Raw genomic sequence first — 25,843 nt, forward strand, 5'->3', positions numbered from 1 at the left:
ATTAATTTGCCAGCGGCTTGCCGGCGCGAACGAAACCGGGCTTGGTCACTTTAACCGGCATCTCGCGGTTGCGGATCTGCACGATAGCCTGCTCGCCGATGCCCGCCGGCACACGCGCCAGCGCGATGCTGAAGCCCAGCGTCGGGGAGAACGAACCGCTGGTGATCACGCCTTCGTGGGTTTGCCCCGCCGCGTCGGTGAAACGCACCGGCAGCTCATTACGTAATACGCCTTTTTCCGTCATGATCAAGCCGACCAGTTGCTCGGTGCCCTGCTCGCGCTGTTGTTCCAGCGCTTCGCGGCCGATGAAACGGCGATCTTCCGGCTGCCAGGCGATGGTCCAGCCCATGTTGGCGGCCAGCGGCGAAACGCCTTCATCCATCTCTTGCCCGTAGAGGTTCATGCCCGCTTCCAGACGCAGCGTGTCGCGCGCGCCCAGACCGGCCGGCTTGACGCCCGCGGCCAGCAATTTTTGCCAGAAATCCGCCGCCTGCTCTTTCGGCAGCGCGATCTCATAGCCGGCCTCGCCGGTGTAACCGGTGGTGGCGATGAACAGCTCGCCGGCCTGCACGCCGAAGAATGGCTTCATGCCTTCGACCGCGCTTTTTTGCTCCGGGGTGAACAGGGTGCCGGCGCGCTCTTTGGCCTGCGGGCCCTGCACCGCGATCAGCGCCAGATCGTCGCGCACCGTCAGCGCGACGCCATACGGCGCGGCGTGCTCTTCGATCCAGGCCAGGTCTTTGTCGCGGGTGGCGGAGTTCACCACCAGGCGGAAATAGTCTTCAGTGAGGAAATAAACGATCAGGTCGTCGATCACGCCGCCGGAGGCATTCAGCATGCCGGTGTACAGCGCTTTGCCGGGTTGGGTCAGTTTGGCGACGTCGTTCGCCAGCAGGTAGCGCAGGAACTCGCGGGTGCGGGCGCCGTGCAGATCCACAATGGTCATGTGAGACACGTCGAACATGCCGGCATCCTGACGCACCGCGTGGTGCTCATCGAGCTGCGAGCCGTAGTGCAGCGGCATCATCCAGCCGTGAAAGTCTACCATGCGCGCACCGCACGCCACGTGCTGGTCGTACAGTGGGGTTTGCTTTGCCATCTTTTCCCTCTTTCCACTCGTCGCTAGAAGTTAGGGTGCTGCCACGCAATGCGGCGGAGACTGGCTCGCGGCCCGATCGCCATGGCGCACTGACTGCTCAACACAAATGCTGCGCCGGGACGGGCGGAAACTGCGTGCAACCGCCGTGACGCAAACGATACCTTTCCCTCGAACTTATCACCGAACGACCACATTAACCATAAGTTAAAATAGGCTCATCGCCGTTCCCGGGCGGTAAAACGCCGGGCTAGTGTGCAGAGTTTTTCACTGGAAAAATGCGCCTTAAGGCACAAAATTAACAATTAAAGCGGCAAAACACCGAACTTATATAACAAACCTATGGCCGCACATGGGATCCGGACTTTTGATAACCGAACATGGAATTAGAAAAAGTAATGATAAAAAGCGGCTGAAATTAGATTATTTCAAATGAGGGGTTATATAAGGAAACGCGATGGCATAAGGCGAGAAGCGCGAGCCCGCTGCGGGCCCGCAGAAGGCAGGTGTCAGGCAAGCCACTCGGGCAGATCGTTCAGGCCCATCGCCTGACGCACCAGCTTCGGTTTGACGCCCGGCAGGCTGTCCGCCAGCCGCAGGCCCACGTCGCGCAGCAGCTTTTTGGCCGGGTGATTGCCGTCGAACAGTTCGCGGAAACCCTGCATGCTGGCCAGCATTACCGCCGCGCCATGTTTGCGGCGGCGCTCATAGCGGCGCAGATAGAGGTGCTGGCCAATATCCTTGCCCTGCCGTTGCAGGCGACGCAGTTCGGAAATCAGCTCGGCGGCGTCCATAAAGCCCAGGTTCACGCCCTGTCCGGCCAGCGGATGCACGGTATGCGCCGCATCGCCCACCAGCGCCAGGCGGTGCGCCGCGAAGCTGCGCGCATAGCGGCCGGTCAGCGGGAACGCCAGCCGTTCGCTTTCCAGGCTGCAGGCGCCCAGACGCATATCGAAGGCCATCGCCAGTTCGCGGTTGAATTGTTCCGGCTCCAGCTGCTTGAGACGCTCGGCCTCTTCCGGCGCGACCGACCAGACGATGGAGCTCAAATGCGGATCGCTGAACGGCAGGAACGCCAGAATGCCGTCGCCGTGGAAAATTTGCCGCGCCGTGGCCTGGTGCGGCTCTTCGGTGCGGATGGTGGCCACCAGCGCGTGGTGGCGATAGTCCCAAAAGGTAAGCGGGATATCGGCATGCTGGCGCAGCCACGACTGGGCGCCGTCGGCGCCAATCACCAACCGGGCGGTCAGCATACGGCCGTCCTCCAGCGTGATGAAGGCGTCATTCTCGCCCCACGCCACCTGCTTGAGCGCGGCCGGGGTAATCAGCGTGATGTCCGACAGGCTTTCGGCGCGTTTCCACAGCGCCTGCTGGATCACCGAATTTTCGATGATGTGGCCGAGATGGCTGAAGCCGCACTCATCGCCGCGGAAGGCGATTTTGCCGAAGCTGTCGCGATCCCACACTTCCATCGCGTTGTAAGCGCTGGCGCGCTGTTGGAGGATGTCGTCCCACACGCCGATGTGCTGCAGCAACCGCTCGCTGGCGGCATTGATGGCGGAGACGCGCAGCGCAGGCTGCTCCGACGGCGGCGTCATCTCCGGCTGGCGCTGCTCCAGCACCGCCACGCGCAGCCCGCTGCCCTGCAAGCCGCAGGCCAACGCCAGCCCCACCATACCGCCACCGGCGATAATCACGTCAAATGATTGCATGCTGCTCGATTTCCTTAAATAACGCGCGACGCCTTGCCGCGCCGCGTTTTTGGGCGCGCCACAGGGCGCCCGATTCTGTGTCTAACGTTCCACCCAGCCCAGCGTACGCTTGGCGAAGGCGTCGCGCACCGCCGGCAAACGCGCCATCGCCATCAGCCCCAGATTGCGGCCGACCACCAGCGGGCTATAACGATTGGCGAACAGGTGGATCAACCCATCGGTCACGCCGATCGTCGCCTGCTGATCGTTTTGCCGCCGCTGCTGATAACGGCTCAGCAATGCGTAACCGCCGGCGTCTTCGCCGCTGTCTGCCGCTTCCGCCAGCGTTTCTGCCAGCGACATCACGTCGCGCAGACCAAGGTTGAACCCCTGCCCGGCGATCGGATGCAGCGTCTGCGCCGCGTTGCCCACCAGCGCCAGCCGGTGGCTGACATGGCGATCGGCGGTCAGCAGGCCAAGTGGATAACTGTGCCGCTTACCGGCCTTGAGGATGCGCCCCAGCCGCCAGCCGAAAGCCTGTTGCAGCTCGGCGATAAAACGCGCGTCGTCCCAGGCATCCACCCGGGCGCGATCTTCGCGCGCATGGCACCACACCAGCGAACTGCGCCCCTGCGACATCGGCAACAGCGCCAGCGGCCCATAACGGGTAAAGCGCTCGAAAGCTCGCCCCTGCGGATCTTCCGCCGTGGTGACGTTGGCGATGGTGGCGAACTGCGGATAGTCCTCCTGCCGCCACTGCACGTTGCAGGCCTGCGCCAGCGCCGAACGCGAACCGTCGGCCGCCACCAGCAGCTGCCCGCGCAGACGCTGGCCGTTGTCCAGCAGCACTTCCGCCCGCTCCGCGGTGCGGATCACGTCCACCACCCGCGCGGGGCAGTGCAGCGTGACGCCCGGCGCCTTCGCCAGCAGCGCAAACAGCCGCTGCCCGGCGTCGTGCAGTTCGATCACCTGCCCGAGCGCATCGACCTGATAATCCTGCGCCTGCAGATTAACGAAACCGGCGTGACCGCGATCGCTGACGTGCACCTGAGTGATCGGCGTGGCGCAGTCGCGCAGCGCCGGCCAAACGCCGATGCGCGCCAGCTGTTGGCAGGTGCCCTGCGCCAAAGCAATGGCGCGGGCGTCAAAACCAGGATGGCTGCGGTCGTCCGGCCGGGTCGCCTCGACCAGATCCACCGCCATTCTTCCCTGAGTAAGCGACGAGATAGCCAGCGCCAGCGTCGCGCCCGCCATACCGCCGCCAACGATAATTACGCTCATGCTATGACCTTGCCGCCGCCATCAACGCTTCGATGGCATCGGCATCTTTCACTACGGTGGCGGTCAGGTTTTCATTGCCGTCGGCGGTGATCACGATGTCATCCTCGATGCGGATGCCAATGCCGCGGTATTCCTCCGGCACGTCCGCATCCGGCGCGATGTACAGCCCCGGTTCCACGGTCAGCACCATGCCCGGCTCCAGCAGCCGATCGCGGCTCGGCGTGCCGTAGTGGCCGACGTCATGCACATCGAGCCCCAACCAGTGGCTCAACCCGTGCATAAAGAACTGACGGTGGGCCTGCTCGGCGATCAATTGATCGACTTCACCTTTCAATACGCCCAGCTCCACCAGCCCGACCACCATGATGCGCACCACTTCGTCATTGACTTCGCGGATGCTGGTGCCGGGTTTGAACAGTTCCAAAGCGCGCTGCAGCGACGCCAGCACAATGTCGTACACCGCGCGCTGCGGCCGGCTGAACTTGCCGTTGACCGGGAAGGTGCGGGTGATGTCGCCGGCGTACCCCTGGTACTCGCAACCGGCGTCGATCAGCACCAGATCGCCGTCGCGCATCTGGCTCTCGTTCTCGGTGTAGTGCAGGATGCAGCCGTTTTCGCCGCTGCCGACGATGGTGTTGTAAGACGGATAACGGGCGCCGAGGCGGGTGAATTCATGATGAATTTCCGCTTCCAGCTGGTATTCGAACATGCCCGGGCGGCATTTTTCCATCGCGCGGGTATGCGCCAACGCGCTGATCTCACCGGCGCGGCGCATCACCGCCAGCTCTTCCGGCGATTTGAACAGGCGCATGTCGTGCAGCCACGGCCGCCAGTCGGTAACGGTGGCCGGCGCCTGCAGATTCTGGCGGAACCCCTTGCGCAGCTTGTCCAACGCGCCGAACAGGATCTGATCGGCATAGGCGTATTCGCCCTGCGCGTGGTAGACCGCATCCAGGCCGTTGAGCAGCAGGTGCAGTTGGTCATTGATTTCATCGAACGGCAGCGCGCGATCCACGCCCAGCTTCGCCGGCGCGGCGTCTTGCCCCAGGCGGCGGCCAAACCAGATTTCCGCCGTCAAATCGCGCACCCGGTTGAACAACACGCTGTGGTTGTGCGTTTCATCGCTTTTAATCAGCACCAGCACCGCTTCGGGCTCATTGAAGCCGGTCAGGTACCAAAAGTCGCTGTTCTGCCGGTAGGGATAGTCTGAATCTGCACTGCGCGTCGTTTCCGGCGCAGAGAAAATAACCGCCGCGCTGGCCGGCGCCATTTTCGCCAACAGCGCCTGGCGGCGGTTGTTGAATTCCTGCTGAGTCATTGCCTTCTCCTGAAATCATGCCATCCGCACCGCCGGCGGAGGGGTGATAAAACGTTTAGTGCAACGTCGGTTTGATGTTTTCCGGTGCCGTCGGCTTGTGACGGGCGAATTCGCCGTGGCACATGATGGCGGCGACCCGCACATACTCCGCCACTTCTTCCAGCGACTGTTCCAATTCTTCCTGATCTTCGTCTTCGTCGTAGCCCAGTTGCGCGATGTTGCGCAGGTCGTCGATCGCTTCACCGACTTCGTCTTTCACCTGGGCCAGCTTCGGCTGCATCATGCCCAGCCCGAGCAGGAAGTGGTTGACCCAACCGGCCAGCGCGTCGGCGCGATCGAACACGCTGACGATCTCCCCTTCGGGCAGCATCAGTTGGAACAGGAATTCGTCATCTTCCAGCGTGTCGCGCGTCGCTTCATACAGCTGTTGCAGCGGTTGGCTGAGCGCCTGCGGGAAGGCGACGCCTTCGTTGGTCAGATCGTGCACCAGCGCCTGCCAGCCGGCGTCACGGCTGCCGCCGCACAGCAGGCCGCTGATCAGGCCGTGCATTTCTGCCGCGGTCAACGCCACCGACTGCTGGTTGAGGGCCACGGTTAAAGATTGGTAACTTGGAAATGTATTCTGTATAGACATGCGCATTCGTCATCGTTGGCAGGATAAGTTCGTGTTATGCTACCACCAAGGTCCGTCGCTATACCAGATAAGCGCGACACCTCAGTGGCTAGTTATAATCGCGATGTGGCAGGTTTCACACTGCGCCGGCGGGTGGCGAAAGTGCGGTAAATACGCATTTTGAAACCCTTTTTTGACTGGCAATGTGCGCCACAGTAGATTACAACCAGGTACTGAAAAAGGGGTTGTATCTTGGTACCGAGGTATATATAGTGGCGCCCGCTTTGACGGCCCGGCCAGGGCGGACAAGGCTGGCGCGAAATTTAGGCAGGAAGGTGGCATGTCTGCACAACCGGTAGATATTCAAATTTTTGGCCGCTCGTTAAGAGTCAATTGCCCGCCAGAACAACAAGATGCGTTGAATATGGCGGCGGACGATCTTAACCAGCGGTTGCAAGATCTTAAAGTTCGCACTAGAGTCTCCAATACTGAGCAACTGGTTTTCATCGCGGCATTGAACGTCTGTCACGAACTTGCTCAAGAACGGTTGAAAACCCGTGACTATGCGTCCAATATGGAACAACGCATACGGATGCTGCAGCAGACCATTGAACAAGCGCTGCTTGAACAAGGTCGCATCTCTGAACGTCAGGATGCACAATTCGAATAACTTAAGTTGTTGAAATCAAAGTTTCGGCAACGAGTACAAAATTTCTCTGAGATGTTCGCCAGCGGGCCAGTCCCCTGAGCCGATATTTAGTACAAACAGAATGTGTTGCTCCGCGATCGGTGAGCACGCTCGGTGCGCCGAGAAGCCTTAAGATTGCGACGGCACGTTCACCTTGAACCATGGGTTCAAGGGTTACAGCCTGCGACGGCATCTCGGAGATTCCCCTTCTCAGCGGTTTATGTGTGCTGAACGCCACACTGAGCAAGCCTGATACGATGTCTTTTCAACCCCAATTCGCGCAGCAGCGCCAAGCCATTCGTCAACTCATTCGCCAACGTCGGCGCGAGCTTACGCCGGGCCAGCAACGCTTTGCCGCAGACAAGATAGCCGAACGCCTCGTCGCGCATGAACGCATTCAGGCGGCGCACAGCATCGCGGTGTTTTTGTCGTTTGACGGCGAACTCGATACCGGGCCGCTGATCGAGCGGCTGTGGACGCTCGGCAAACGGGTTTACCTGCCGGTGCTGCATCCGTTCAGCCCAGGCCACCTGCTGTTCCTGCGCTATGCGCCGGAAACGCCGCTGGTGCGCAACCGCTTCAATATTCTCGAACCGCGCCTCGATGTGCGCCAGGTGTTGCCGCTGGGTGAACTGGAGGTGGTGCTGACGCCGCTGGTGGCGTTCGATCATACCGGGCAGCGTCTGGGCATGGGCGGCGGCTTTTACGATCGCACCCTGCAAAACTGGCGCAGCGGCGGCCCCTATCCCATCGGCCTGGCCCATGATTGCCAGCAGGTGGAACACCTGCCGACCGAACATTGGGATATCCCGCTGCCGGAAATCCTCACCCCGCTCTGCAGCTGGGCGTGGCATGAGCCCAAATAGCAAAAGGCCGGATCGCTCCGGCCTTTTTCGTTGCGGCATGCCGCCGAATCAGAACAGCAGGCGGGCGCGGATGGTGCCGTCGATGGCCTTCATACGCTGCAGCGCGGCGTCGGCGCGCGCGGTTTCCGCTTCGATGTCGATCACCACATAGCCGATTTCCGGCCCGGTTTGCAGATACTGTGCGGCGATGTTAACCCCCTCTTCGGCGAAGATCTGGTTAATCTGCGTCAGAACGCCCGGACGGTTTTCGTGGATGTGCAGCAGGCGGCTGGCGTTCGGGCCATGCGCCGGCAGCGACACTTCCGGGAAGTTGACGGCGGACAGAGTCGATCCGTTGTCGGAGTATTTCGCCAGCTTGCCGGCCACTTCGTCGCCGATGTTCTCCTGCGCTTCCTGCGTGGAACCGCCGATGTGCGGCGTCAGCAGCACGTTGTCGAACTCACACAGCGGCGAGTTGAACGGATCGCTGTTGGTCGCAGGCTCTTCCGGGAAGACGTCGATCGCCGCGCCCGCCAGGTGATTGCTGGCCAGCGCGTCGCACAGCGCGGGAATATCCACCACGGTGCCGCGCGAGGCGTTGATCAGAATGGCGCCCGGTTTCATCAGCGCCAGCTCTTCCGCCCCCATCATATTTTTGGTCGATGGCGTTTCCGGCACGTGCAGCGTCACCACATCGCTCATATTGAGCAAATCGGACAGATGGCGCACCTGCTGCGCATTGCCCAGCGGCAGTTTGTTCTCGATGTCGTAGAAGAACACCTTCATGCCCAGCCCTTCGGCCAGAATGCCCAATTGGGTGCCGATATGGCCGTAGCCGATGATGCCCAGCTTTTTGCCGCGCGCCTCATAGGAGCCCACGGCCAGTTTGTGCCACACGCCGCGGTGCGCCTTGGCGTTGGCGGCCGGAATGCCGCGCAGCATCAACAGCAGCTCGCCCAGCACCATTTCGGCCACGGATCGGGTATTGGAGAAGGGGGCGTTGAAGACCGGAATACCGCGTTTGGTCGCCGCTTTCAGCTCAACCTGGTTGGTGCCGATGCAGAAGCAGCCCACCGCCACCAGTTTTTCTGCGGCGGCGAACACCTCTTCGGTCAGATGCGTGCGCGATCGGATGCCGACGAAGTGTGCATCGCGGATGGATGCCTTCAGCGATTCGGTGTCTAACGCACCCTTGTGGTATTCGATGTTGGTATAACCGGCGGCACGTAAATTATCGACCGTGCTCTGATGAACCCCTTCCACCAACAGGAATTTAATCCTGTCTTTCTCCAATGATACTTTTGCCATTTACCCGACCCTATGTTCAGACTTCAGAAGCGGCTGTGACGACACAGCTCCCATCCAACATAACAAAAATAACGCGGGCGGCAATACAAACGATTGCCTGCCCGGCAGGACAAGGCGCAGCGTTGATGGCGGTTTACGGCAGAAAATGCCATAGGGAAAGTTTTCGGCAGAAGCTTTGGGGAGTCAGTTTTCACAATGTGACATAAGTCACCAAATTTGCCGTTTTTCAGAAAAGATATTTTAACCGAAGAATTATGCGGCCCGGCACTGCCGGGCCACAGCCGGCAGAAGTTTATTTGACCACTTTCACGCCTTCCGGGGTGCCGACCAGCGCCACGTCCGCACCGCGGTTGGCGAACAGCCCCACGGTCACCACGCCGGCGATGCCGTTGATCTTGTTCTCCAGCGCCACGGCGTCGGTGATGCTCAGGTTATGCACATCGAGGATCACGTTGCCGTTGTCGGTCACCACGTTCTGGCGATACTCCGGCAGGCCGCCCAGTTTCACCAGCTCACGCGCCACATAGGAACGGGCCATCGGGATCACTTCCACCGGCAGCGGGAACTTGCCCAGCACGTCCACCTGCTTGCTGGCGTCGACGATGCAGATGAATTTCTTGGCGATGGCGGCAATGATCTTCTCGCGCGTCAGCGCCGCGCCGCCGCCCTTGATCATCTGCATATGGCCGTTGATTTCGTCCGCGCCGTCCACGTAGATATCGAGCGAGTCCACTTCGTTGCTGTCGAACACGTGGATGCCGAGGCTTTTCAGCTTGGCGGTGGAGGCATCGGAGCTGGACACCGCGCCTTCGATCTGGTGCTTGATGGAGCCCAGCGCGTCAATAAAGTGGGCGGCGGTAGAGCCGGTGCCGACCCCGACGATGGTGCCCGGCGTCACGTATTCCAGCGCCGCCCAGCCCACCGCTTTTTTCAGTTCATCCTGCGTCATAATATGTCCCTTGCCTCTGTACGAAAACGTGTGCGTATTATAGGGTAAAACGCTGTTTTTCACGCCGGCAGGATCACACTTATTTACCGCAGCCCGCATTTTTACCCGCTTGGCGGCGAGCTGGGGGCGTGATTTTTCCACCTGCGCCGCACGCAAAATGTGGCATAGTGCCGGTATCATTCTAATTTAAGGGATATCTTTCCGATGAAACGCCCAGACTATCGTACGCTGCAAGCGCTGGACGCGGTGATCCGTGAGCGCGGCTTCGAGCGCGCCGCGCAAAAACTCTGTATCACGCAATCGGCGGTATCCCAACGCATCAAACAGCTGGAAAACCTGTTCGGCCAACCGCTGCTGGTTCGTACCGTGCCGCCGCGCCCGACCGAACAAGGGCAAAAGCTGCTGGCGCTGCTGCATCAGGTGGAGCTGCTGGAAGAAGAGTGGCTCGGCAACGACACCGGCGTCGATACGCCGCTGCTGCTGTCGCTGGCGGTCAACGCCGACAGTCTGGCGACCTGGCTGCTGCCGGCGCTGAAGCCGGTGCTGGCGGACTCCCCCATTCGTCTGAATCTGCAGGTGGAAGATGAAACCCGCACCCAGGAGCGGCTGCGCCGCGGTGAGGTGGTGGGCGCGGTGAGTATTCAGCCGCAGCCGCTGCCGAGCTGCCTGGTGGATCGGCTGGGGGCGCTGGACTACCTGTTCGTGGCCTCCAGCGGCTTCGCCGAGCGCTATTTCCCGAACGGCGTCACCCGTTCCGCGCTGCTGAAAGCGCCGGCGGTGGCCTTCGACCATCTCGACGACATGCACCAGGCATTTCTGCAGCAGAACTTCGATCTGTCGCCGGGCAGCGTGCCCTGCCACATCGTGAACTCATCGGAAGCCTTCGTGCAGCTGGCCCGTCAGGGCACCACCTGCTGTATGATCCCACATCTGCAGATCGAAAAGGAGCTGGCATCCGGCGAACTGATCGATTTGACGCCGGGGCTGTACCAGCGCCGCATGCTGTACTGGCACCGCTTCGCGCCGGAGAGCCGCATGATGCGTAAAGTGACCGACGCGTTGCTGGAGCACGGTCACCAGGTGCTGCGCCAGGATTAAAACGAAAAAAGGTTCGCCGCAGCGAACCTTTTCTTCAATACAACGCCCTTACTGCGCGGCGTTGCGCTGCAGCTCAAACACCACATCCACCTGATCGTCGAAGTGAATGCTTTGTTGTTCATAGGTTTGCGCCGCGTCGTTTTCCGCCGCCGCGCCGGCCGCCTTATACATCCGCGCCACCGGCATCGGCTGATAGTTGGCGACCCGGTAGCGAATGCTGTACACCGGCCCCAGCTTGGCGTGGAAGCCTTTGGCCAGGGATTCGGCCTGCTGAGTCGCGTTCTCGATCGCTTTTTGCCGCGCCTGCTCGCGATATACGTCCGGTTTGGCGACGCCCAGCTCCACCGCGCGGATCTCGTTCAGGCCGGATTTCAGCGCGCCGTCCAGCAACTCGTTCAGCTTGTCCAACTGGCGCAGGGTGACCTGCACCTGGCGCACCGCCCGGTAGCCCTTCAGCACCGACTCGCCGGTTTTCAGGTAGTCGTATTCCGGCTGAGTGCGCAGGTTGGCGGCGCTGATGTCTTTTTTCTCGATGTTGTTTTTCTGCAGGAAATCAAAGTACTGCGCCACGCGCTCGTCTACCTGCTTCTTCGCCTGAGCGGCGTCTTTGGAGGAAACGCTCACCTCGATCGCCAGGGTGGCGATATCCGGCGTGGCGTCCACGCTGGCGGTGCCGGAGGTGACGACGTGCGGCCCTTCAGGCACTTCAGCCGCCTGCAGCGCCATCGGTAGCGTCCCTAATCCGACCATTGCGGCCATAGCCAATGCTTTTAGCTTCACAGTGTCTCCTTAATGACAGGCTGTCTCTGATCGCCGGCTTTTCCCTGCGAGAACCGCCGGATTCCTGGCATCAAACGTAGCATATCGCACGGCGTTTTGAATTCGGATTAGTGACAAATTCTTATAAATTTGCCCCCTGCCAGGCCAGCTGCAGCGCGATGCCCCACATCACCAGCCCGACCAGCGCATTGATGATGCGCTGCGCCCGCTGCGTATTCAGCCACGGCGCCAGCCAGGAGGCCAGCAGCGCCAGGCCGAAGAACCACACCGCCGACGCGCTGACCGCGCCAAGCGCGAACCAGGAGCGCACATCCGCCGTCAGCTGTCCGCCCAGGCTGCCGAGCACCACGAAGGTGTCCAGATAGACGTGCGGATTCAGCCAGGTGACCGCCAGCATGGTGACCACGATGCGCCAGCGGCTCTGCGCCAGCTCCTGCGCCGCGGCCTGCGCCGGTTGCGGGCTGAAGGCGGAACGGAACGCGCCCCAGCCGTACCACAGCAGAAACGCCACACCGCCCCAGGTGACCAGCGCCAACAGCAGCGGCGAGCGGGTCAGCAACGCGCTGCCGCCGAAAATACCGGCGCAGATCAGCACGATATCGCTCAGTGCGCACAATGAGGCGATCATCAGATGATACTGACGGCGAATGCCCTGATTCATCACGAATACGTTCTGCGGGCCCAGCGGCAGGATCATGGCGGCGCTCAGGGCAAAACCCTGCAGGAAGACGGCTAACATGGGAGATTCCTCGAATGATAAAAGGCGCCGGACGTGGGCGCGTATCGGTCAACACGCGCATCATACGAGGAAGCGATCATTAGTTGAAATTGATGTTTCTAATCCAGTATCAGAAGCACTAATACTCCAAGCGGCGGGATTGCGCCGTCAAATTCGCTCATCGACGCGAAATTCGCTATCATCCGCACCCACCCTCCAGCCGGCAGCCCGATGTCTACGATCACCGATACCTTTATCGCCCCGCCATGCCATGACCAGATAGAGATCCTCTATCAGGACGATCATCTGGCGCTGATCAATAAGCCGGCCGGGCTGCTCAGCCTCTCGGGCAAGAATCCGCAGAATCTCGATTCGGTACACCACCGGCTGGTACAGAGGTTCCCCGGCTGCGCCCTGGCGCACCGCCTGGATTTCGGCACGTCCGGTTTGATGGTGGTGGCCCGCAACAAGACCGTCAACGCCGCGCTCTGTCGGCAGTTCAGCGAACGCACCGTCGGCAAAGTGTACAGCGCGCTGCTCTGCGGCCATCTGGCGGATAACGAAGGGGTAATAGATGCGGCGATCGCCAAAGATCCGGCGTTGTTCCCGCTGATGTCGATTTGCGCCCTCCACGGCAAGCCCGCCCGCTCCCGCTATCGGGTCGTCGAACGTTTTTATCGTGAAATGGAAGGCGGGATCTCGCTGCCGTTGACGCGGGTGCAGCTCACCCCGGAGACCGGACGCACCCACCAGCTGCGTATTCACAGCCGGCAATTGGGCCATCCTATTTTAGGTTGCGATCTGTATGGCGGGCGCCTGCTGCCGGGTACCGAACAGACGCCGCGGCTGATGCTGCACGCCAGCGAGCTGGACTTTGTGCACCCCATCAGCGGAGAGCGGATAACCGCTCGTCACGCAGCGCCGTTCTGAACGCGGCTTACCACATCAAATCGTCGGGCACTTTAAAGTCGGCGTACGGATCGTCTTCATCCTGTTCTTCCTGACTCAGCGCGCTGTGCAGCACTATGCTGGCCGCATCGCGCTGCGCGATTTTATCGGCGACGCTCGCGGGGATAATCGCGTATTCACACTCTTCCCGATTCTCGACCACCAAGCGGGCAATGGCGAGGCGGCCATTGATCAGCTGCGTCTGCGTCGCCTTATCCACCAGGATTTTTTTAATCAGGTTGCCGTCGGTGAAGTTGAAACCGATATCGCCTTTCGCCAGGACGATGCGGTTCATCTCGATCAGCTGCTTCACCTGCGCCTTGTACTCTTTGGACAACGCGGCCTGCTTTTGCTGCTCGCTCAGCTGCTTATCGCGCTCAAGCTGCGCCTTTTTATTCTCTTCCACCGCTTCTCTAGCCTCGCGGGCCTGAACGCGTGATTTTTTAGCCGTTCTCTGGACTTTGGCCATTTTCTTGCTGGTTACCAAGCCCGCTTTGAGCATCTGCTCTTGTAAGGTGAGTTTTGTCATGTTCGTGTCTGAAGCCGTGGGATCATGGAGGGATTATACCCGTAATTTTTCAGGCTGCACCAGGTTGCCGGCCCAACCCACCGGCGGTTTGCGCCGCAGGGCAACGGCGATAAACCGCCCCGAACGCCAGAACATGAATACCGCTCATGTGGTAATGAAATTAAGTCTCTTTCACTCCCACCGGGACTCTGGCAAAAATAGACCTCATTAACGACAGACAATATGAAATCGGCTGAATGAAAAAAGAGAAAAACAAACCATTGAAATAAATGGATAAATACAGCCTTCATATCATATAACAGGATGCTATAAGACGATGAATAGAGACTTTACCTTTACGATTAAGAGCAGTTCTTTCGATGAAGATTATAACCCTTCTGAAAGTACGCGTATCACCACCAACTTCGCCAATTTGGCCAGAGGGGAAAATCGCCGGGAGAACCTGCGCAATACGCTGGTGATGATTAACAATCGCTTCAATACGTTGGCGCATTGGGATAACCCCAAGGCCGATCGCTATTCGGTCGAGCTTGAAATCATCTCGGTTGAGATGCGCATTGAAGATCAGGGCGCCAGCTTCCCGGTGATCGAAATCCTGAAAACCAACATCCTTGATAAAAAAACGCAAAAGCGTATCGAGGGCATCGTTGGGAACAATTTCTCCTCTTACGTGCGCGATTACGACTTTAGCGTCTTGCTGCCGGCGCACAATAAAAACACGGCGGAATTTACCATTCCGGATGATTTCGGCGATTTGCACGGCAATATCTTTAAGCACTTCGTCAATTCAAACGAATACCATGAAAATTTCAGCAAACCGCCGGTGATTTGCCTCAGCGTGTCCAGCAAAGACACCTACCATCGGACGGGCAATCAACACCCGGTGTTGGGCGACGAGTATCGGCAAGACGGCGCTTCGCTGACCGACCGGTATTTTAAAAAAATGGGCCTGCAGGTGCGCTACTTCATGCCGAAAAATAGCGTCGCGCCCCTGGCGTTTTATTTCCCCGGGGATTTGCTGAGCGATTACACCGATCTGGAACTGATCGGCACCATCAGCACGATGGAGACCTTCCAGAAAATTTATCGGCCTGAAATTTACAATGCCAACTCGGCGGCGGGGCAATGCTATCAGCCCAGCCTGAATAACCAGGATCATTCATTAACCAAGATTGTTTACGATCGCGAAGAGCGTAGCCAGTTGGCGATTGAGCAGGGGAAATTTACGGAAGAGCAATTTATCAAACCCTACAAACCTCTTCTTGAGCAATGGTCTGCTCACTACGCGCTTTGATTCACTCAAATACAGGTCATCTATCATGAAAATATTGCTCCCTACGTCGACCGCCGGCAGCTTGCCCAAACCTGTCTGGCTGGCCCAACCGGAAACCCTGTGGTCGCCCTGGAAATTGCAGAATGAAGAATTAATCGAAGGGAAACAGGACGCCTTGCGTTTGTCGCTGGCAGAGCAACAACAGGCCGGCATCGATATCGTCAGCGATGGCGAGCAAACGCGTCAGCACTTCGTCACGACGTTTATCGAGCACCTCAGCGGCGTCGATTTCGAGAAACGCGAAGTGGTTAAAATCCGCAATCGCTACGAAGCGAGCGTGCCAACCGTTGTGGGGGCGGTCTCGCGCCAAAAACCCGTTTTCGTTGAAGACGCCAAATTTTTACGCCAGCTGACCAAGCAGCCGATTAAATGGGCCCTGCCGGGGCCGATGACCATGATCGACACGCTTTATGACAACCACTATAAAAGCCGCGAGAAATTGGCCTGGGAGTTCGCCAAGATCCTCAATCAGGAAGCCAAAGAGCTTGAGGCCGCCGGCGTCGACATTATTCAGTTTGATGAGCCCGCATTTAATGTGTTCTTTGACGAGGTGAATGACTGGGGCATCGCCGCCCTGGAAAGAGCCGTTGAAGGGCTTAAGTGTGAAACGGCCGTACATATCTGCTATGGATACGGCATTAAGGCCAATACCGATTGGAAAAAGACGCTGGGCTCTGAGTGGCGGCAATATGAAGAGGCGTTTCCCAAGCTGCAAACGTCGACTATCGATATTATCTCGTTGGAGTGCCATAACTCGCACGTGCCGATGGATCTGCTTGAACTGATTCGCGGTAAAAAAGTGATGGTCGGCGCCATCGACGTAGCGAATCATGCCGTTGAGACGCCGGAGGAAGTAGCCGCTACGCTGCGCAAAGCGCTGCAGTTTGTCGATGCCGACAAGCTCTATCCGTCGACCAACTGCGGCATGGCTCCCCTGCCCCGTCAGGTCGCCAGCGGCAAGCTGAATGCCTTAAGCGCAGGCGCCGAAATCGTGCGCCGAGAACTGTTGGCCAAATAACCGCGCCAGCGCCCGCCGCAGTAGCCTCCTGCGGCGGGCGATTATCATCGACTCCCCCTCCCCGCAACGCCCCCGCTCTGGTGTATACTCGGATTTCTACGCGATGCCAGCCAAAGCGGCCTGAACGGCCCCTCAGCCAGCCCACACCAGCTTAATAACAGTGGAACCCTCATGAGCCCAGATACCGCTCGCATCAGCGAAATTATCGATCGCGCCAAGATCTCGCCTTATCAAATTCTCATCCTCGCCCTGTGTTTCCTGATCGCCCTGCTGGACGGCTTCGATACCGCCATCATCGGCTATATCGCCCCGGCGCTGCGCGAAGAGTGGGGCCTGCAGCCAGCGCAGCTCTCCCCCGCCTTCGGTGCGGGATTGTTCGGCCTGCTGATCGGCAGCCTGCTGTTCGGGCCGCTCGCCGACGCCATCGGCCGCAAACGCGTGCTGCTCGTCGCGGTGCTGGTGTTTGGCGGCTGCACCCTGGCTTCGGCCTATGCGCATTCGATCGAATCCCTGACCCTGTTGCGCTTCATCACCGGCATTGGCCTCGGGGGCGCGATACCGACCTGCATCACCCTCAGCTCTGAGTACTCACCGGCGCGCCGGCGCATGCTGATGGTCACCCTGAGCTGGAGCGGCTTTACCGCCGGGCTGGCCCTGGGCGGCCTGCTGGCCGGGCAGATCATTCCTGCATTTGGCTGGCGCGGCCTGCTGGTGGTCGGCGGCATTGCGCCATTGGCGCTGCTGCCGCTGTTAGCCTGGCAGATGCCCGAATCAGTACGCTTTATGGCCGCCAGCGCCAAACATGCCGATCGGCTGCGCCGGGTGGTCGAGCGCATCACCGGCCAGCGTTGGGCCGGTGTGACGATTGTCGATGACGAGCGTCCGGCGCAGGTCAAATCGCCGATCTCGCATCTGTTTATCGAAGGGCGCGCCGTGCGCACCCTGCTGCTGTGGGCGGCGTTCTTCTGTTCGCTGTTCGTGTTCTACCTGCTCACCAGTTGGTTGCCGACGATACTCAAAGACGCCGGTTACGATATCGCCCACGCCTCGCGCATCGGAGCCATGGTGCCGCTCGGCGGCACTCTGGGCGCCATCCTCATGGCGCTGCTGATGGATCGGGTCGGGCCCTACCGCGTATTGGCCGTCTCCTACCTGGGCGCCGCGCTGGTGATTGGCGCGACCGGGTATCTGATGGGCGACGTCTACACGTTGGCCGCCATTGTGTTCCTTATCGGCTTCGGCGTGGCCGGCGCGCAGAACGGCCTGAACCTGGTTTCCGCTACCCTTTACCCGACCGCAGCCCGCGTCACCGGTGTCAGTTGGGCCATGGCCAATGGCCGCTTCGGCTCGATCGTCGGCTCGATGCTCGGCGCCTGGATGATGACCGCCGCCGGATCGCCAGAAGTGTTCTTCCTCTGGCTGGCGTTGCCGGCGCTGCTGGGCGCAGCCGCCATCTTCCTGCTTTATCGCCTCAGCCTGCGCCGCCGCGCGCCGTTGACCGAACCGGCGGCCGGCATCTGAACTCGCGGAAATAAAAGGCCGAGACGCCATCGGTAGCGTCTCGGCCCGCAATAAAAAAGGGGGCCAAGGCCCCCTTCTGTGTTATTCCGCCTTGGCGGAAGCGTCTTCGGTGCGATACAGGTGCACGTCCATCTGCGGGAACGGAATGCCGATGTTGTGGGCATCCAGCGCGCGCTTGAAGTTTTCCATCAGATCGAAGTACACGTTCCAGTATTCCGCGTTAGTGGTCCAGGAACGGGTCACGAAGTTCAGGGAAGATGGCGCCATCTCGTTCAGACGCACGGTCACACCTTTAGCGTGCATGATGCGTTTGTCGGCGGCGATCACGTCGCCCAACACCTTCTTCACCACGTCGATATCGGCGTTGTAGGCCACGCCTACCACGATATCCACGCGGCGGTTCGGTTCGCGGGAGTAGTTGATGATGTTGCCGGCGATGATTTTACCGTTCGGCACCACGATGGTTTTGTTGTCTGCGGTGCGCAGGGTGGTGGAGAAAATCTGCACCTGATCGACGGTGCCGGCCACGCCGCCCAGATCGACATACTCACCCACGCGCAGCGGGCGGAAGATCACCAGCAGCACGCCGGCGGCGAAGTTGGACAGCGAGCCTTGCAGCGCCAGACCGACGGCCAAACCGGCGGCACCCAGCACGGCGATCACCGAGGTGGTCTGCACGCCGACGCGCCCCAGCACCGCGATGAAGGTGAACGCCAGCACGCCGTAACGTACGATCGCCGACAGGAAGTCAGCTACCGTGGCGTCGATGCCGCGCAGTTTCATCACGCGGTTCAGCGCATTGCCGACCACGCGGGCCACGATCGAACCGATGATCAGGATAACGATGGCGGCGACGATATTCACCGCGTACTGGATCAACAGATCCTGGTTCTTCACCAACCAGTCGCCGGCACCGTTGATGCCGTCTACTACATTCAAATCTTTCATTCGTGTCGTCCTAACTCAGTCCCTAACGGGAGAAACTCGCAAAAATACACTGGCTTCGGCAGCCAGTAGGAAACCACCGCCTAAGGGTAACCAACATTAAAGGCTCATGCCAACCGTCAGCGTTAAAAATAGCCGAAACCGCCCGCCGCTTCTTCTATGCTGAAAACAGCGCGTTGGCCATTTCACGACAAGAGATCCGTTCTTCATGCACATTCGCTCTTCGCTCAAACACTATTGGCAAGTGCGGCCCAGGCTGCTGTTTTCCGTCGGCGCGGGGCTGTTGTGCTTTCTGCTGCTGCCCGCCCAGCTCTCGTTGCTGCAGCGCCTGATGATCGGCTGGAATACGCTGGCCTGGCTCTATCTGCTGTTTCTCTGGCGGCTGATGCTGGTCAGCACGCCGCAGCACATTCGCCAGATCGCCCGGCGACAGGATGAAAGCGCCAGCACGGTGTTGGCGCTGGTCAGTTTCGGTTGTCTGGTGAGCATTCTGGCGATCCTGTTCGAATTGAGCAGCGCCAAACAGGCCAGCGACTCGCTGAAAACGCTACATCTGGCGTTAACCGGCGCAACGCTGGCAGTCTCCTGGCTGCTGCTGCCGACCGCCTTCACCATGCACTATGCCCATCAGTTTTATCGTCAGGGCGCACAGCGGGATCCTTTGCCGCTGCTGTTCCCCGGCAATCTCACCGAGCCGACCTATCTGGACTTCGCCTACTTCTCCTTCACCATCGCGGTCGCGTCGCAAACCGCCGACGTGGCGGTCGGCGCCGCGGAGGTACGTAAAATCGCGCTCGTGCAGTCAGTTATTTCGTTCGTGTTCAACATGCTGATCCTGGGCCTGTCGATCAACGTCGGCGCCGGCCTGCTGGGCTGAAAACAAAAAAGGCTCCCCGCAGGGAGCCTTTTGCATCGTGCAACAGGTGCCGAAGATTACAGAACGTCTACCGCGTTCAGATCTTTGAAAGCCTGCTCCAGACGCGTCACCATGCTGGTCTGCGCTGCGCGCAGCCATACGCGTGGATCGTAGTATTTCTTGTTTGGCTGATCGGCGCCTTTCGGGTTGCCCAGCTGGCCCTGCAGGTAAGCTTCGTTCGCTTTGTAGTACTGCAGGATGCCGTCCCAGGTCGCCCATTGGGTATCGGTATCGATGTTCATCTTGATCACGCCGTAGCTGACGGACTCTTTGATTTCCGCATCGCTGGAACCGGAGCCGCCGTGGAACACGAAGTTCAGGCTGTTATGCGGCAGGTTGAATTTCTCGGAAACGTATTTCTGAGAATCGCGCAGGATGGTCGGAGTCAGCTTAACGTTGCCTGGCTTGTACACGCCGTGCACGTTACCGAAGGAAGCTGCGATGGTGAAGCGCGGGCTGATGGCGTTCAGTTTTTCGTACGCGTAAGCCACGTCTTCCGGCTGGGTGTACAGAGCGGAAGCGTCCATATGGCTGTTGTCCACGCCGTCTTCTTCACCGCCGGTGCAGCCCAGTTCGATTTCCAGCGTCATGCCGATTTTGGCCATGCGCTTCAGGTAGGCGCTGCAGATCTCGATGTTTTCTTCCAGAGACTCTTCAGACAGATCGATCATGTGGGAAGAGAACAGCGGTTTGCCGGTAGCGGCGAAGTGCTTCTCGCCGGCGTCCAGCAGGCCGTCCAGCCATGGCAGCAGTTTCTTCGCGCAGTGGTCGGTGTGCAGGATCACCGGCACGCCGTAGTGTTCAGCCATCTGGTGAACGTGGTGTGCGCCAGAGATGGCGCCCAGAATCGCTGCGCCCTGCGGCACATCGGTCTTCACGCCTTTGCCGGCGATGAACGCGGCGCCGCCGTTGGAGAACTGAACGATGACCGGCGCGCGCACTTTAGCCGCGGCTTCCAGCACTGCGTTGATGGAGTCGGTACCCACGCAGTTTACCGCTGGCAGCGCAAAGTTGTTCTCTTTAGCAACTGCGAAGACTTTCTGAACGTCATCACCCGTGATGACACCCGGTTTTACGAAATCAAAAATTTTAGACATGTTACTTTGTCCTGTTTCGTCGGCCGTAGATGGATGTAAATCGATGTTTTCACGCCGCGCAGCGTTAGCCGCGCGGTATAAAACAAACGGGCGGCTTTCGCCTCCCGTTGTCTGAATTACTGCTTAGCGCGCTCTTCCAGCATCACGACTGCAGGCAGCGGTTTCCCTTCAACGAATTCCAGGAATGCGCCACCGCCGGTGGAGATGTAGGAAATTTTGTCAGCGATACCGAACAGATCGATGGCTGCCAGAGTGTCGCCGCCGCCAGCGATAGAGAAAGCGTCGCTATCGGCGATCGCGCGGGCGACAATTTCGGTGCCCTTACGGAAGTTAGGGAACTCGAATACGCCAACCGGGCCATTCCACAGAATGGTCTTGGCGTTCTTCAGGATAACGGCCAGACGCTCGGCAGAGACGTCGCCCATATCCAGAATTTGCTCGTTGTCCTGGATCTCGTTGGCCTGCTTCACGGTCGCGGTTGCGGTTTCGGAGAACTCGGTCGCTACGCGCACGTCGGTCGGCACCGGAATGTCGCAGGTTTCCAGCAGTTTCTGCGCGTTCGGGATCAGGTCAGGTTCGTACAGGGACTGGCCCACGTTGTTGCCCTGCGCCGCCACGAAGGTGTTGGCGATGCCGCCGCCGACGATCAGCTGATCGGCGATTTTGGACAGGGAATCCAGCACGGTCAGTTTGGTGGACACTTTAGAACCGCCCACGATGGCGACCATCGGACGGGCCGGGTTGCCCAGCGCTTTGCCCAGCGCTTCCAGTTCGGCGGACAACAGCGGACCGGCACAGGCGACAGGCGCGAACTTGCCCACGCCGTGGGTGGAAGCCTGCGCGCGGTGCGCGGTGCCGAATGCATCCATTACGTACACGTCGCACAGCGCCGCGTATTTCTTGGACAGGGTTTCGTCGTCTTTCTTCTCGCCCTTGTTGAAGCGGACGTTTTCCAGCACCACCAGTTCGCCTTCGGCGACGTCGACGCCATCCAGATAATCCTTCGCCAGACGCACTGGGGATTTCAGGTGTTCTTTCAGGTAGTTGACCACAGGCAGTAGGGAGAATTCTTCGTTGTACTCGCCTTCGGTAGGACGACCCAGGTGGGAGGTTACCATCACGCGGGCGCCTTGCTTCAGCGCAGCTTCGATAGTCGGCAGGGAAGCGCGGATACGCGCGTCGGAAGTCACTTTACCGTCTTTTACCGGCACGTTCAGATCGGAGCGGATCAGTACGCGTTTACCCGCCAGATCCAGATCGGTCATCTTAATTACAGACATGGTGAACCCTCTTTATTGAATCTCTATAAAATTGCCTGAGCAGCGCGCCAATCACGCCGGCGCCGCCGTACTAGAAACCGCTGGCGGCCATTGCCCGTGTTGTATCCAACATCCGATTGGCAAAGCCCCATTCATTGTCGCACCAGACCAAGGTCTTTATCAGGTGCTGCCCGCTGACCCGAGTCTGCGTACCGTCGACGATAGCGCTGTGCGGGTCATGGTTAAAATCGATCGAGACCAATGGTAATTCCGTGTAGTCAACTATACCACGAAATGATTCCCGTGCGGCCTTTTGCAACAGCTGGTTGACCTCCGCCACCTTCACCGCGGCGCTCACGCTGACACTGAGATCGATAGCCGTCACGTTGATGGTCGGCACGCGCACCGAGATCGCCTCGAAGCGATCGCAAAACTGCGGGAAGATACGGGTGATGCCCGCAGCCAGCTTGGTATCGACCGGAATGATCGACTGGCTCGCCGCGCGGGTGCGCCGCAAATCCGCGTGATACGCGTCGATCACCGGCTGATCGTTCATCGCCGAGTGAATGGTGGTCACGGTGCCGGATTCGATGCTGTAAGCGTCATCCAGCAGCTTGATCACCGGAATAATGCAGTTGGTGGTGCACGAGGCGTTGGACACGATGCGGTGCTCCGCCAGCAGCATCTGATGGTTGACGCCGAACACGATGGTGGCGTCCAGATCGTTGCCGCCCGGATGGGCGAACAACACTTTCTTCGCCCCCGCCGCCAGATGGGCTTCGCCATCCGCCCGGCTGCCGTACACGCCGCTGCAGTCCAACACCACGTCGACGCCCAGCTCGCCCCAGGGCAACTGCTCCACCGCCGGCTGGTGCAACAGGCGAATCGCGTCGTCTCCGACGTTCAGCGTGTCGCACTCTTGCCGCACATCCCAGGCGAAGCGGCCGTGGCTGGAATCGTACTTCAGCAGATGGGCCATGCCTTCGGCGTTCGCCAGCTCGTTGATCGCCACCACGGAGATTTCCGCCCGTCGTCCCGATTCGTACAGTGCGCGCAATACGCTGCGGCCGATGCGGCCAAAGCCGTTTATCGCTATGCGGATGGTCATGCTGCTCCTGAAAAAGGGCCGTCCACGCCGGGTTGACTCACCGGCGCCGCCCGGCGCTGACTGGTTGTCTCACTAACCCGCATAGAGTAGTGGATCGTACCGCCCGCTGTGAATCGCCGAGTTTGCATTATTCCCGCGCTTCAGCGGCTTTTCGCCGCCGTCACATCGGCATTTCTGTCGAAGAGTGCTTCAACTGAAACGCTTCAGCTGAGCATAAACCAAAGTTTTGGCAAAAGAAACAGGTGCAACAGTTCCTCAGGTAACGGAGGGGAGTTTTACGAGCATAAGATGATCTGGCGCACATTTTTGGCCTTAAGGCCGCGGTGGATTTTCGCTCGCCGGCCCCGTTTCGCCGTAGTGCTCGCGGAAATAGTCGCGCAAAAATTCGACCGTCACCCGCACTTTCGCCGACGTTGCCAGCCGGGAAACGTACACCGCCCAGATGTTGGCCGGCTGATAATACTCCGGCAGGATGTGCACCAACCTGCCGCTGTCGATGTTCTCTTTCACGTCCCAGGCGGAACGCAGCGCGACGCCCTGCCCGTCCAGGCACCACTGGTGCACGATTTCGCCGTGGTTCGACGCCAGCGCCCCTGTCACCTTCACCGTCTCTTCGCCGCCCGGCCCCTGCAGCCGCCACAGCCCGAACGGGTGATCGCGTTCCTTGATCACCAAACAAGTGCGGCCCGCCAGCTCCGCCGGATTTTTCGGCAAGCCGTGGCGCTGCAGGTATGCCGGCGAAGCGCACAGGATGCGCTGATTGTCCGCCAGCTTGCGCGCAATCAAATTGGGGGCGATATCGTCGCCGATGCGGATATCCAGATCGAATCCTTCGCTGACCAGATCCACCAGCCGATCGGACACGTCGAGCCGCAGCTCCAGCTGCGGGTACTGCCGCGCCAGCGCCGACAGCGCCGGCGCCACGAAACGCCGGCCGAAGCCGAAGCTGCTGACCACGCGCAGCATGCCCTGCGGCGCCTGACGCACCTCGGACAACTCGTCCATCATCTGATCGACATCGTTGAGAATGCGCTGCGCCCATTCGTAGATGCGTTCACCGTCTTCGGTGATCGCCACCCGCCGCGTGGTGCGGTGCAGCAATGACACGTCCAGCGCCTTTTCCAGCAACGCAATGCGCTTGCTGATAAAGGCCGGCGAAACGCCCAGCTCTTCGGCAGCGGCGGCGAACCCGGCGCGGCGCGCCACCAGCACGAACACCCGCAGGTCACTCAGGATCGGCATATTGTTCATGATTCGTGTTTTATGTTTCACCGTTTTCGCGATTGATTAACAGTTAGTCAATTATAGGATAGCAGTGTTGTCAATCTCCCCTACCTACAAATGAGACCTCTGTATGAGCAAAACTTACAAGATTGCCGCCATCCCCGGGGACGGTATCGGGCGGGAAGTGTTGCCGGAAGGCATACGAGTATTGCAGGCGGCGGCAGCGCGCTGGGATCTGTCGCTGGAATTCGACACCTTCGAGTGGGCCAGCTGCGACTACTACCAGCACCACGGCCAGATGATGCCGGACGATTGGTTTGAGCAGCTCAAGGGCTTCGACGCCATCTATTTCGGCGCCGTCGGCTGGCCGGATACGGTGCCCGACCACATTTCGCTGTGGGGTTCACTGCTTAAATTTCGCCGCGACTTCGAGCAATACGTCAACCTGCGCCCGGTGCGACTGTTTCCCGGCGTGCCCTGCCCGCTGGCGAACAAGCAGCCGGGCGATATCGATTTCTACGTGGTGCGCGAAAATACCGAAGGGGAATACTCCTCGCTCGGCGGACGGATGTTCGAAGGCACCGAACGCGAGATGGTGATCCAGGAGTCGGTGTTCACCCGTCAGGGCGTGGACCGCATCCTCAAGTACGCCTTTGAGCTGGCGCAGCAGCGCCCGCGCAAGCGTCTGACCGCCGCCACCAAGTCCAACGGCATGGCCATCAGCATGCCGTACTGGGATGAGCGCGTGGCGGAGATGGCGCGCCAATACCCTGATATCGCCTGGGATAAACAGCACATCGATATTCTGTGCGCGCGCTTCGTGCTGAACCCCGAACGCTTCGACGTGGTGGTGGCTTCCAACCTGTTCGGCGATATCCTGTCGGATCTCGGCCCGGCCTGTACCGGCACCATCGGCATCGCGCCGTCGGCCAACCTGAACCCGGAACGCAACTTCCCGTCGCTGTTCGAGCCGGTACACGGCTCGGCGCCGGACATTTTCGGCAAGAACATCGCCAACCCGATCGCCATGATCTGGAGCGGCGCGATGATGCTGGATTTCCTCGGCGACGGCGATGCCCGCTACCGCCAGGCGCACGACGGCATCCTGCAGGCGATTGAGCGCATTATCGCCGACGGGCCGCGCACGCCGGATATGCGCGGCGGCGCCTCCACCCAGCAAGTCGGCCAGGCGATCGCCGCCCTGCTGCAACGCTAAACGCCGTTGATTTTCCTGCGCAGGGCGCCCTTTCGCGCCCTGCTTTGCCACGTCCGTTTTTCCACTTCGATCGCCGCCGCAAATCCGCTGAAAATCACCGCAGAAAGCACGCCAATACCCCGGTCAAGATCACAACAAATTGTTTACATACTGTGTTTTATCCTTTTACAGATGCCCCAATTGTGGCCCTCCTGTAATTTGTGCACACTCAAAAATGTTAATGAAGAGTAAACATTTCCGGTGGCGTTCTGTCGGGGCGTTTGCTCCTCGCGGTGTAACAAAACAAAGGGTTCAAACCAACAAGGCCCGGGCGCACCCTACGCTTCGCGCACCGGCCCACCACC

General features: G+C 59.8%; 24 protein-coding genes and 1 other RNA gene. 10 read left to right on the top strand and 15 right to left on the bottom strand.

Features of this window, described 5'->3' with window-relative positions; all coding sequences use genetic code 11:
- Position 1: 1 nt before the first annotated feature.
- The 5 genes from gcvT to ACTJJ6_RS21130 form a co-directional block, all read right to left on the bottom strand.
- The gene (gene gcvT / locus ACTJJ6_RS21110) at positions 2-1,099 is read right to left on the bottom strand and encodes a glycine cleavage system aminomethyltransferase GcvT (protein WP_016930004.1); all 1,098 of its coding nucleotides are present in this window, start codon (positions 1,097-1,099) and stop codon (positions 2-4) included.
- Between the two features lie 506 nt (positions 1,100-1,605).
- A complete protein-coding gene (gene ubiI, locus ACTJJ6_RS21115) occupies positions 1,606-2,808 on the bottom strand; it encodes an FAD-dependent 2-octaprenylphenol hydroxylase (protein WP_016930005.1) in 1,203 nt (400 codons plus the stop codon).
- Between the two features lie 81 nt (positions 2,809-2,889).
- The gene (gene ubiH, locus ACTJJ6_RS21120; RefSeq protein WP_028128314.1) at positions 2,890-4,068 is read right to left on the bottom strand and encodes a 2-octaprenyl-6-methoxyphenyl hydroxylase; all 1,179 of its coding nucleotides are present in this window, start codon (positions 4,066-4,068) and stop codon (positions 2,890-2,892) included.
- A gap of 1 nt (position 4,069) precedes the next feature.
- Positions 4,070-5,386 carry a Xaa-Pro aminopeptidase gene (gene pepP / locus ACTJJ6_RS21125; protein ID WP_016930007.1) on the bottom strand — a complete coding sequence of 439 codons (1,317 nt, stop codon included), beginning with the start codon at positions 5,384-5,386 and terminating at the stop codon, positions 4,070-4,072.
- A gap of 55 nt (positions 5,387-5,441) precedes the next feature.
- Positions 5,442-6,020, bottom strand: a complete 579-nt coding sequence (locus ACTJJ6_RS21130) for a YecA/YgfB family protein (RefSeq protein WP_028127696.1) — start codon at positions 6,018-6,020, stop codon at positions 5,442-5,444.
- Between the two features lie 319 nt (positions 6,021-6,339).
- Between ACTJJ6_RS21130 and zapA the strand changes: the two genes are divergently transcribed.
- The 3 genes from zapA (at position 6,340) to ACTJJ6_RS21145 (ending at position 7,553) form a co-directional block, all read left to right on the top strand.
- Positions 6,340-6,669, top strand: coding sequence for a cell division protein ZapA (gene zapA / locus ACTJJ6_RS21135; protein ID WP_004931621.1), 330 nt, complete (start codon positions 6,340-6,342; stop codon positions 6,667-6,669).
- A gap of 40 nt (positions 6,670-6,709) precedes the next feature.
- A non-coding RNA gene (gene ssrS, locus ACTJJ6_RS21140) (6S RNA) lies at positions 6,710-6,892 on the top strand.
- A gap of 52 nt (positions 6,893-6,944) precedes the next feature.
- The gene (locus tag ACTJJ6_RS21145) at positions 6,945-7,553 is read left to right on the top strand and encodes a 5-formyltetrahydrofolate cyclo-ligase (protein WP_049300360.1); all 609 of its coding nucleotides are present in this window, start codon (positions 6,945-6,947) and stop codon (positions 7,551-7,553) included.
- A gap of 48 nt (positions 7,554-7,601) precedes the next feature.
- Here ACTJJ6_RS21145 and serA read toward each other — a convergent pair whose 3' ends face one another.
- Positions 7,602-8,840, bottom strand: coding sequence for a phosphoglycerate dehydrogenase (serA, locus tag ACTJJ6_RS21150; RefSeq protein WP_028127697.1), 1,239 nt, complete (start codon positions 8,838-8,840; stop codon positions 7,602-7,604).
- A gap of 292 nt (positions 8,841-9,132) precedes the next feature.
- Entirely contained in the window at positions 9,133-9,789 is a 657-nt protein-coding gene (rpiA, locus tag ACTJJ6_RS21155) for a ribose-5-phosphate isomerase RpiA (RefSeq protein ID WP_004931614.1), read from the bottom strand.
- 204 nt (positions 9,790-9,993) lie between these two features.
- On the opposite strand from rpiA, the gene ACTJJ6_RS21160 reads away from it, so the two are divergent.
- Positions 9,994-10,887: a LysR family transcriptional regulator ArgP gene (locus ACTJJ6_RS21160; protein ID WP_004931613.1), complete on the top strand. Its 894-nt coding sequence runs from the start codon at positions 9,994-9,996 to the stop codon at positions 10,885-10,887.
- A 48-nt stretch (positions 10,888-10,935) separates the two neighbouring features.
- Here the strand turns inward: ACTJJ6_RS21160 and ACTJJ6_RS21165 are convergent, their stop codons facing one another.
- Both ACTJJ6_RS21165 and argO read right to left on the bottom strand, forming a co-directional pair.
- Positions 10,936-11,667, bottom strand: a complete 732-nt coding sequence (locus ACTJJ6_RS21165; RefSeq protein WP_004931607.1) for an oxidative stress defense protein — start codon at positions 11,665-11,667, stop codon at positions 10,936-10,938.
- Between the two features lie 121 nt (positions 11,668-11,788).
- On the bottom strand, positions 11,789-12,406 hold the full coding sequence (argO, locus tag ACTJJ6_RS21170) for an arginine exporter ArgO (protein ID WP_004931603.1): 618 nt from the start codon (positions 12,404-12,406) through the stop codon (positions 11,789-11,791).
- A gap of 210 nt (positions 12,407-12,616) precedes the next feature.
- On the opposite strand from argO, the gene ACTJJ6_RS21175 reads away from it, so the two are divergent.
- Positions 12,617-13,315, top strand: coding sequence for an RluA family pseudouridine synthase (locus ACTJJ6_RS21175; RefSeq protein ID WP_049300357.1), 699 nt, complete (start codon positions 12,617-12,619; stop codon positions 13,313-13,315).
- 7 nt (positions 13,316-13,322) lie between these two features.
- Here ACTJJ6_RS21175 and ACTJJ6_RS21180 read toward each other — a convergent pair whose 3' ends face one another.
- Positions 13,323-13,862 (bottom strand): DUF2058 domain-containing protein, encoded by a 540-nt coding sequence (locus ACTJJ6_RS21180; protein WP_025160208.1) that lies wholly within the window; start codon positions 13,860-13,862, stop codon positions 13,323-13,325.
- Positions 13,863-14,178: 316 nt separating this feature from the next.
- Between ACTJJ6_RS21180 and ACTJJ6_RS21185 the strand changes: the two genes are divergently transcribed.
- From ACTJJ6_RS21185 to ACTJJ6_RS21195, 3 genes are all read left to right on the top strand, one after another.
- The gene (locus tag ACTJJ6_RS21185; protein ID WP_016930027.1) at positions 14,179-15,156 is read left to right on the top strand and encodes a DUF1852 domain-containing protein; all 978 of its coding nucleotides are present in this window, start codon (positions 14,179-14,181) and stop codon (positions 15,154-15,156) included.
- A 25-nt stretch (positions 15,157-15,181) separates the two neighbouring features.
- Positions 15,182-16,213, top strand: a complete 1,032-nt coding sequence (locus tag ACTJJ6_RS21190) for a methionine synthase (protein ID WP_028127699.1) — start codon at positions 15,182-15,184, stop codon at positions 16,211-16,213.
- Positions 16,214-16,384: 171 nt separating this feature from the next.
- A complete protein-coding gene (locus ACTJJ6_RS21195; protein WP_016930029.1) occupies positions 16,385-17,734 on the top strand; it encodes an MFS transporter in 1,350 nt (449 codons plus the stop codon).
- Positions 17,735-17,815: 81 nt separating this feature from the next.
- On the opposite strand, the gene mscS is transcribed toward ACTJJ6_RS21195, so the two are convergent.
- Complete coding sequence (gene mscS / locus ACTJJ6_RS21200; protein WP_015378992.1) at positions 17,816-18,682, bottom strand: small-conductance mechanosensitive channel MscS; 867 nt, start codon at positions 18,680-18,682, stop codon at positions 17,816-17,818.
- A 205-nt stretch (positions 18,683-18,887) separates the two neighbouring features.
- On the opposite strand from mscS, the gene ACTJJ6_RS21205 reads away from it, so the two are divergent.
- Positions 18,888-19,556 carry a DUF1345 domain-containing protein gene (locus tag ACTJJ6_RS21205; RefSeq protein ID WP_016930030.1) on the top strand — a complete coding sequence of 223 codons (669 nt, stop codon included), beginning with the start codon at positions 18,888-18,890 and terminating at the stop codon, positions 19,554-19,556.
- A 56-nt stretch (positions 19,557-19,612) separates the two neighbouring features.
- Here ACTJJ6_RS21205 and fbaA read toward each other — a convergent pair whose 3' ends face one another.
- The 4 genes from fbaA to ACTJJ6_RS21225 all read right to left on the bottom strand — a co-directional run bounded on the left by fbaA (position 19,613) and on the right by ACTJJ6_RS21225 (position 24,331).
- Positions 19,613-20,692 carry a class II fructose-bisphosphate aldolase gene (gene fbaA / locus ACTJJ6_RS21210; protein ID WP_004931586.1) on the bottom strand — a complete coding sequence of 360 codons (1,080 nt, stop codon included), beginning with the start codon at positions 20,690-20,692 and terminating at the stop codon, positions 19,613-19,615.
- Positions 20,693-20,808: 116 nt separating this feature from the next.
- Positions 20,809-21,972: a phosphoglycerate kinase gene (pgk, locus tag ACTJJ6_RS21215; RefSeq protein WP_028127700.1), complete on the bottom strand. Its 1,164-nt coding sequence runs from the start codon at positions 21,970-21,972 to the stop codon at positions 20,809-20,811.
- Positions 21,973-22,042: 70 nt separating this feature from the next.
- Positions 22,043-23,059: an erythrose-4-phosphate dehydrogenase gene (gene epd, locus ACTJJ6_RS21220; protein WP_440804100.1), complete on the bottom strand. Its 1,017-nt coding sequence runs from the start codon at positions 23,057-23,059 to the stop codon at positions 22,043-22,045.
- 312 nt (positions 23,060-23,371) lie between these two features.
- Positions 23,372-24,331, bottom strand: a complete 960-nt coding sequence (locus ACTJJ6_RS21225) for a LysR substrate-binding domain-containing protein (protein WP_440804103.1) — start codon at positions 24,329-24,331, stop codon at positions 23,372-23,374.
- Positions 24,332-24,413: 82 nt separating this feature from the next.
- Between ACTJJ6_RS21225 and ACTJJ6_RS21230 the strand changes: the two genes are divergently transcribed.
- Positions 24,414-25,499, top strand: coding sequence for a tartrate dehydrogenase (locus tag ACTJJ6_RS21230; protein WP_440804106.1), 1,086 nt, complete (start codon positions 24,414-24,416; stop codon positions 25,497-25,499).
- Positions 25,500-25,843 lie beyond the last annotated feature (344 nt).

Source organism: Serratia sp. 22278 (genome assembly GCF_052045405.1).
In the GTDB taxonomy this organism is placed as follows: domain Bacteria; phylum Pseudomonadota; class Gammaproteobacteria; order Enterobacterales; family Enterobacteriaceae; genus Serratia; species Serratia marcescens.

Bases quoted from the DNA above. Each gene is read 5' to 3' on its own strand.
- gcvT (WP_016930004.1), bottom strand. From the start codon at position 1,099: ATGGCAAAGCAAACCCCACTGTACGACCAGCACGTGGCGTGCGGTGCG.
- ubiI (WP_016930005.1), bottom strand. From the start codon at position 2,808: ATGCAATCATTTGACGTGATTATCGCCGGTGGCGGTATGGTGGGGCTG.
- ubiH (WP_028128314.1), bottom strand. From the start codon at position 4,068: ATGAGCGTAATTATCGTTGGCGGCGGTATGGCGGGCGCGACGCTGGCG.
- pepP (WP_016930007.1), bottom strand. From the start codon at position 5,386: ATGACTCAGCAGGAATTCAACAACCGCCGCCAGGCGCTGTTGGCGAAA.
- ACTJJ6_RS21130 (WP_028127696.1), bottom strand. From the start codon at position 6,020: ATGTCTATACAGAATACATTTCCAAGTTACCAATCTTTAACCGTGGCC.
- zapA (WP_004931621.1), top strand. From the start codon at position 6,340: ATGTCTGCACAACCGGTAGATATTCAAATTTTTGGCCGCTCGTTAAGA.
- ACTJJ6_RS21145 (WP_049300360.1), top strand. From the start codon at position 6,945: ATGTCTTTTCAACCCCAATTCGCGCAGCAGCGCCAAGCCATTCGTCAA.
- serA (WP_028127697.1), bottom strand. From the start codon at position 8,840: ATGGCAAAAGTATCATTGGAGAAAGACAGGATTAAATTCCTGTTGGTG.
- rpiA (WP_004931614.1), bottom strand. From the start codon at position 9,789: ATGACGCAGGATGAACTGAAAAAAGCGGTGGGCTGGGCGGCGCTGGAA.
- ACTJJ6_RS21160 (WP_004931613.1), top strand. From the start codon at position 9,994: ATGAAACGCCCAGACTATCGTACGCTGCAAGCGCTGGACGCGGTGATC.
- argO (WP_004931603.1), bottom strand. From the start codon at position 12,406: ATGTTAGCCGTCTTCCTGCAGGGTTTTGCCCTGAGCGCCGCCATGATC.
- ACTJJ6_RS21175 (WP_049300357.1), top strand. From the start codon at position 12,617: ATGTCTACGATCACCGATACCTTTATCGCCCCGCCATGCCATGACCAG.
- ACTJJ6_RS21180 (WP_025160208.1), bottom strand. From the start codon at position 13,862: ATGACAAAACTCACCTTACAAGAGCAGATGCTCAAAGCGGGCTTGGTA.
- ACTJJ6_RS21185 (WP_016930027.1), top strand. From the start codon at position 14,179: ATGAATAGAGACTTTACCTTTACGATTAAGAGCAGTTCTTTCGATGAA.
- ACTJJ6_RS21190 (WP_028127699.1), top strand. From the start codon at position 15,182: ATGAAAATATTGCTCCCTACGTCGACCGCCGGCAGCTTGCCCAAACCT.
- ACTJJ6_RS21195 (WP_016930029.1), top strand. From the start codon at position 16,385: ATGAGCCCAGATACCGCTCGCATCAGCGAAATTATCGATCGCGCCAAG.
- mscS (WP_015378992.1), bottom strand. From the start codon at position 18,682: ATGAAAGATTTGAATGTAGTAGACGGCATCAACGGTGCCGGCGACTGG.
- ACTJJ6_RS21205 (WP_016930030.1), top strand. From the start codon at position 18,888: ATGCACATTCGCTCTTCGCTCAAACACTATTGGCAAGTGCGGCCCAGG.
- fbaA (WP_004931586.1), bottom strand. From the start codon at position 20,692: ATGTCTAAAATTTTTGATTTCGTAAAACCGGGTGTCATCACGGGTGAT.
- pgk (WP_028127700.1), bottom strand. From the start codon at position 21,972: ATGTCTGTAATTAAGATGACCGATCTGGATCTGGCGGGTAAACGCGTA.
- epd (WP_440804100.1), bottom strand. From the start codon at position 23,059: ATGACCATCCGCATAGCGATAAACGGCTTTGGCCGCATCGGCCGCAGC.
- ACTJJ6_RS21230 (WP_440804106.1), top strand. From the start codon at position 24,414: ATGAGCAAAACTTACAAGATTGCCGCCATCCCCGGGGACGGTATCGGG.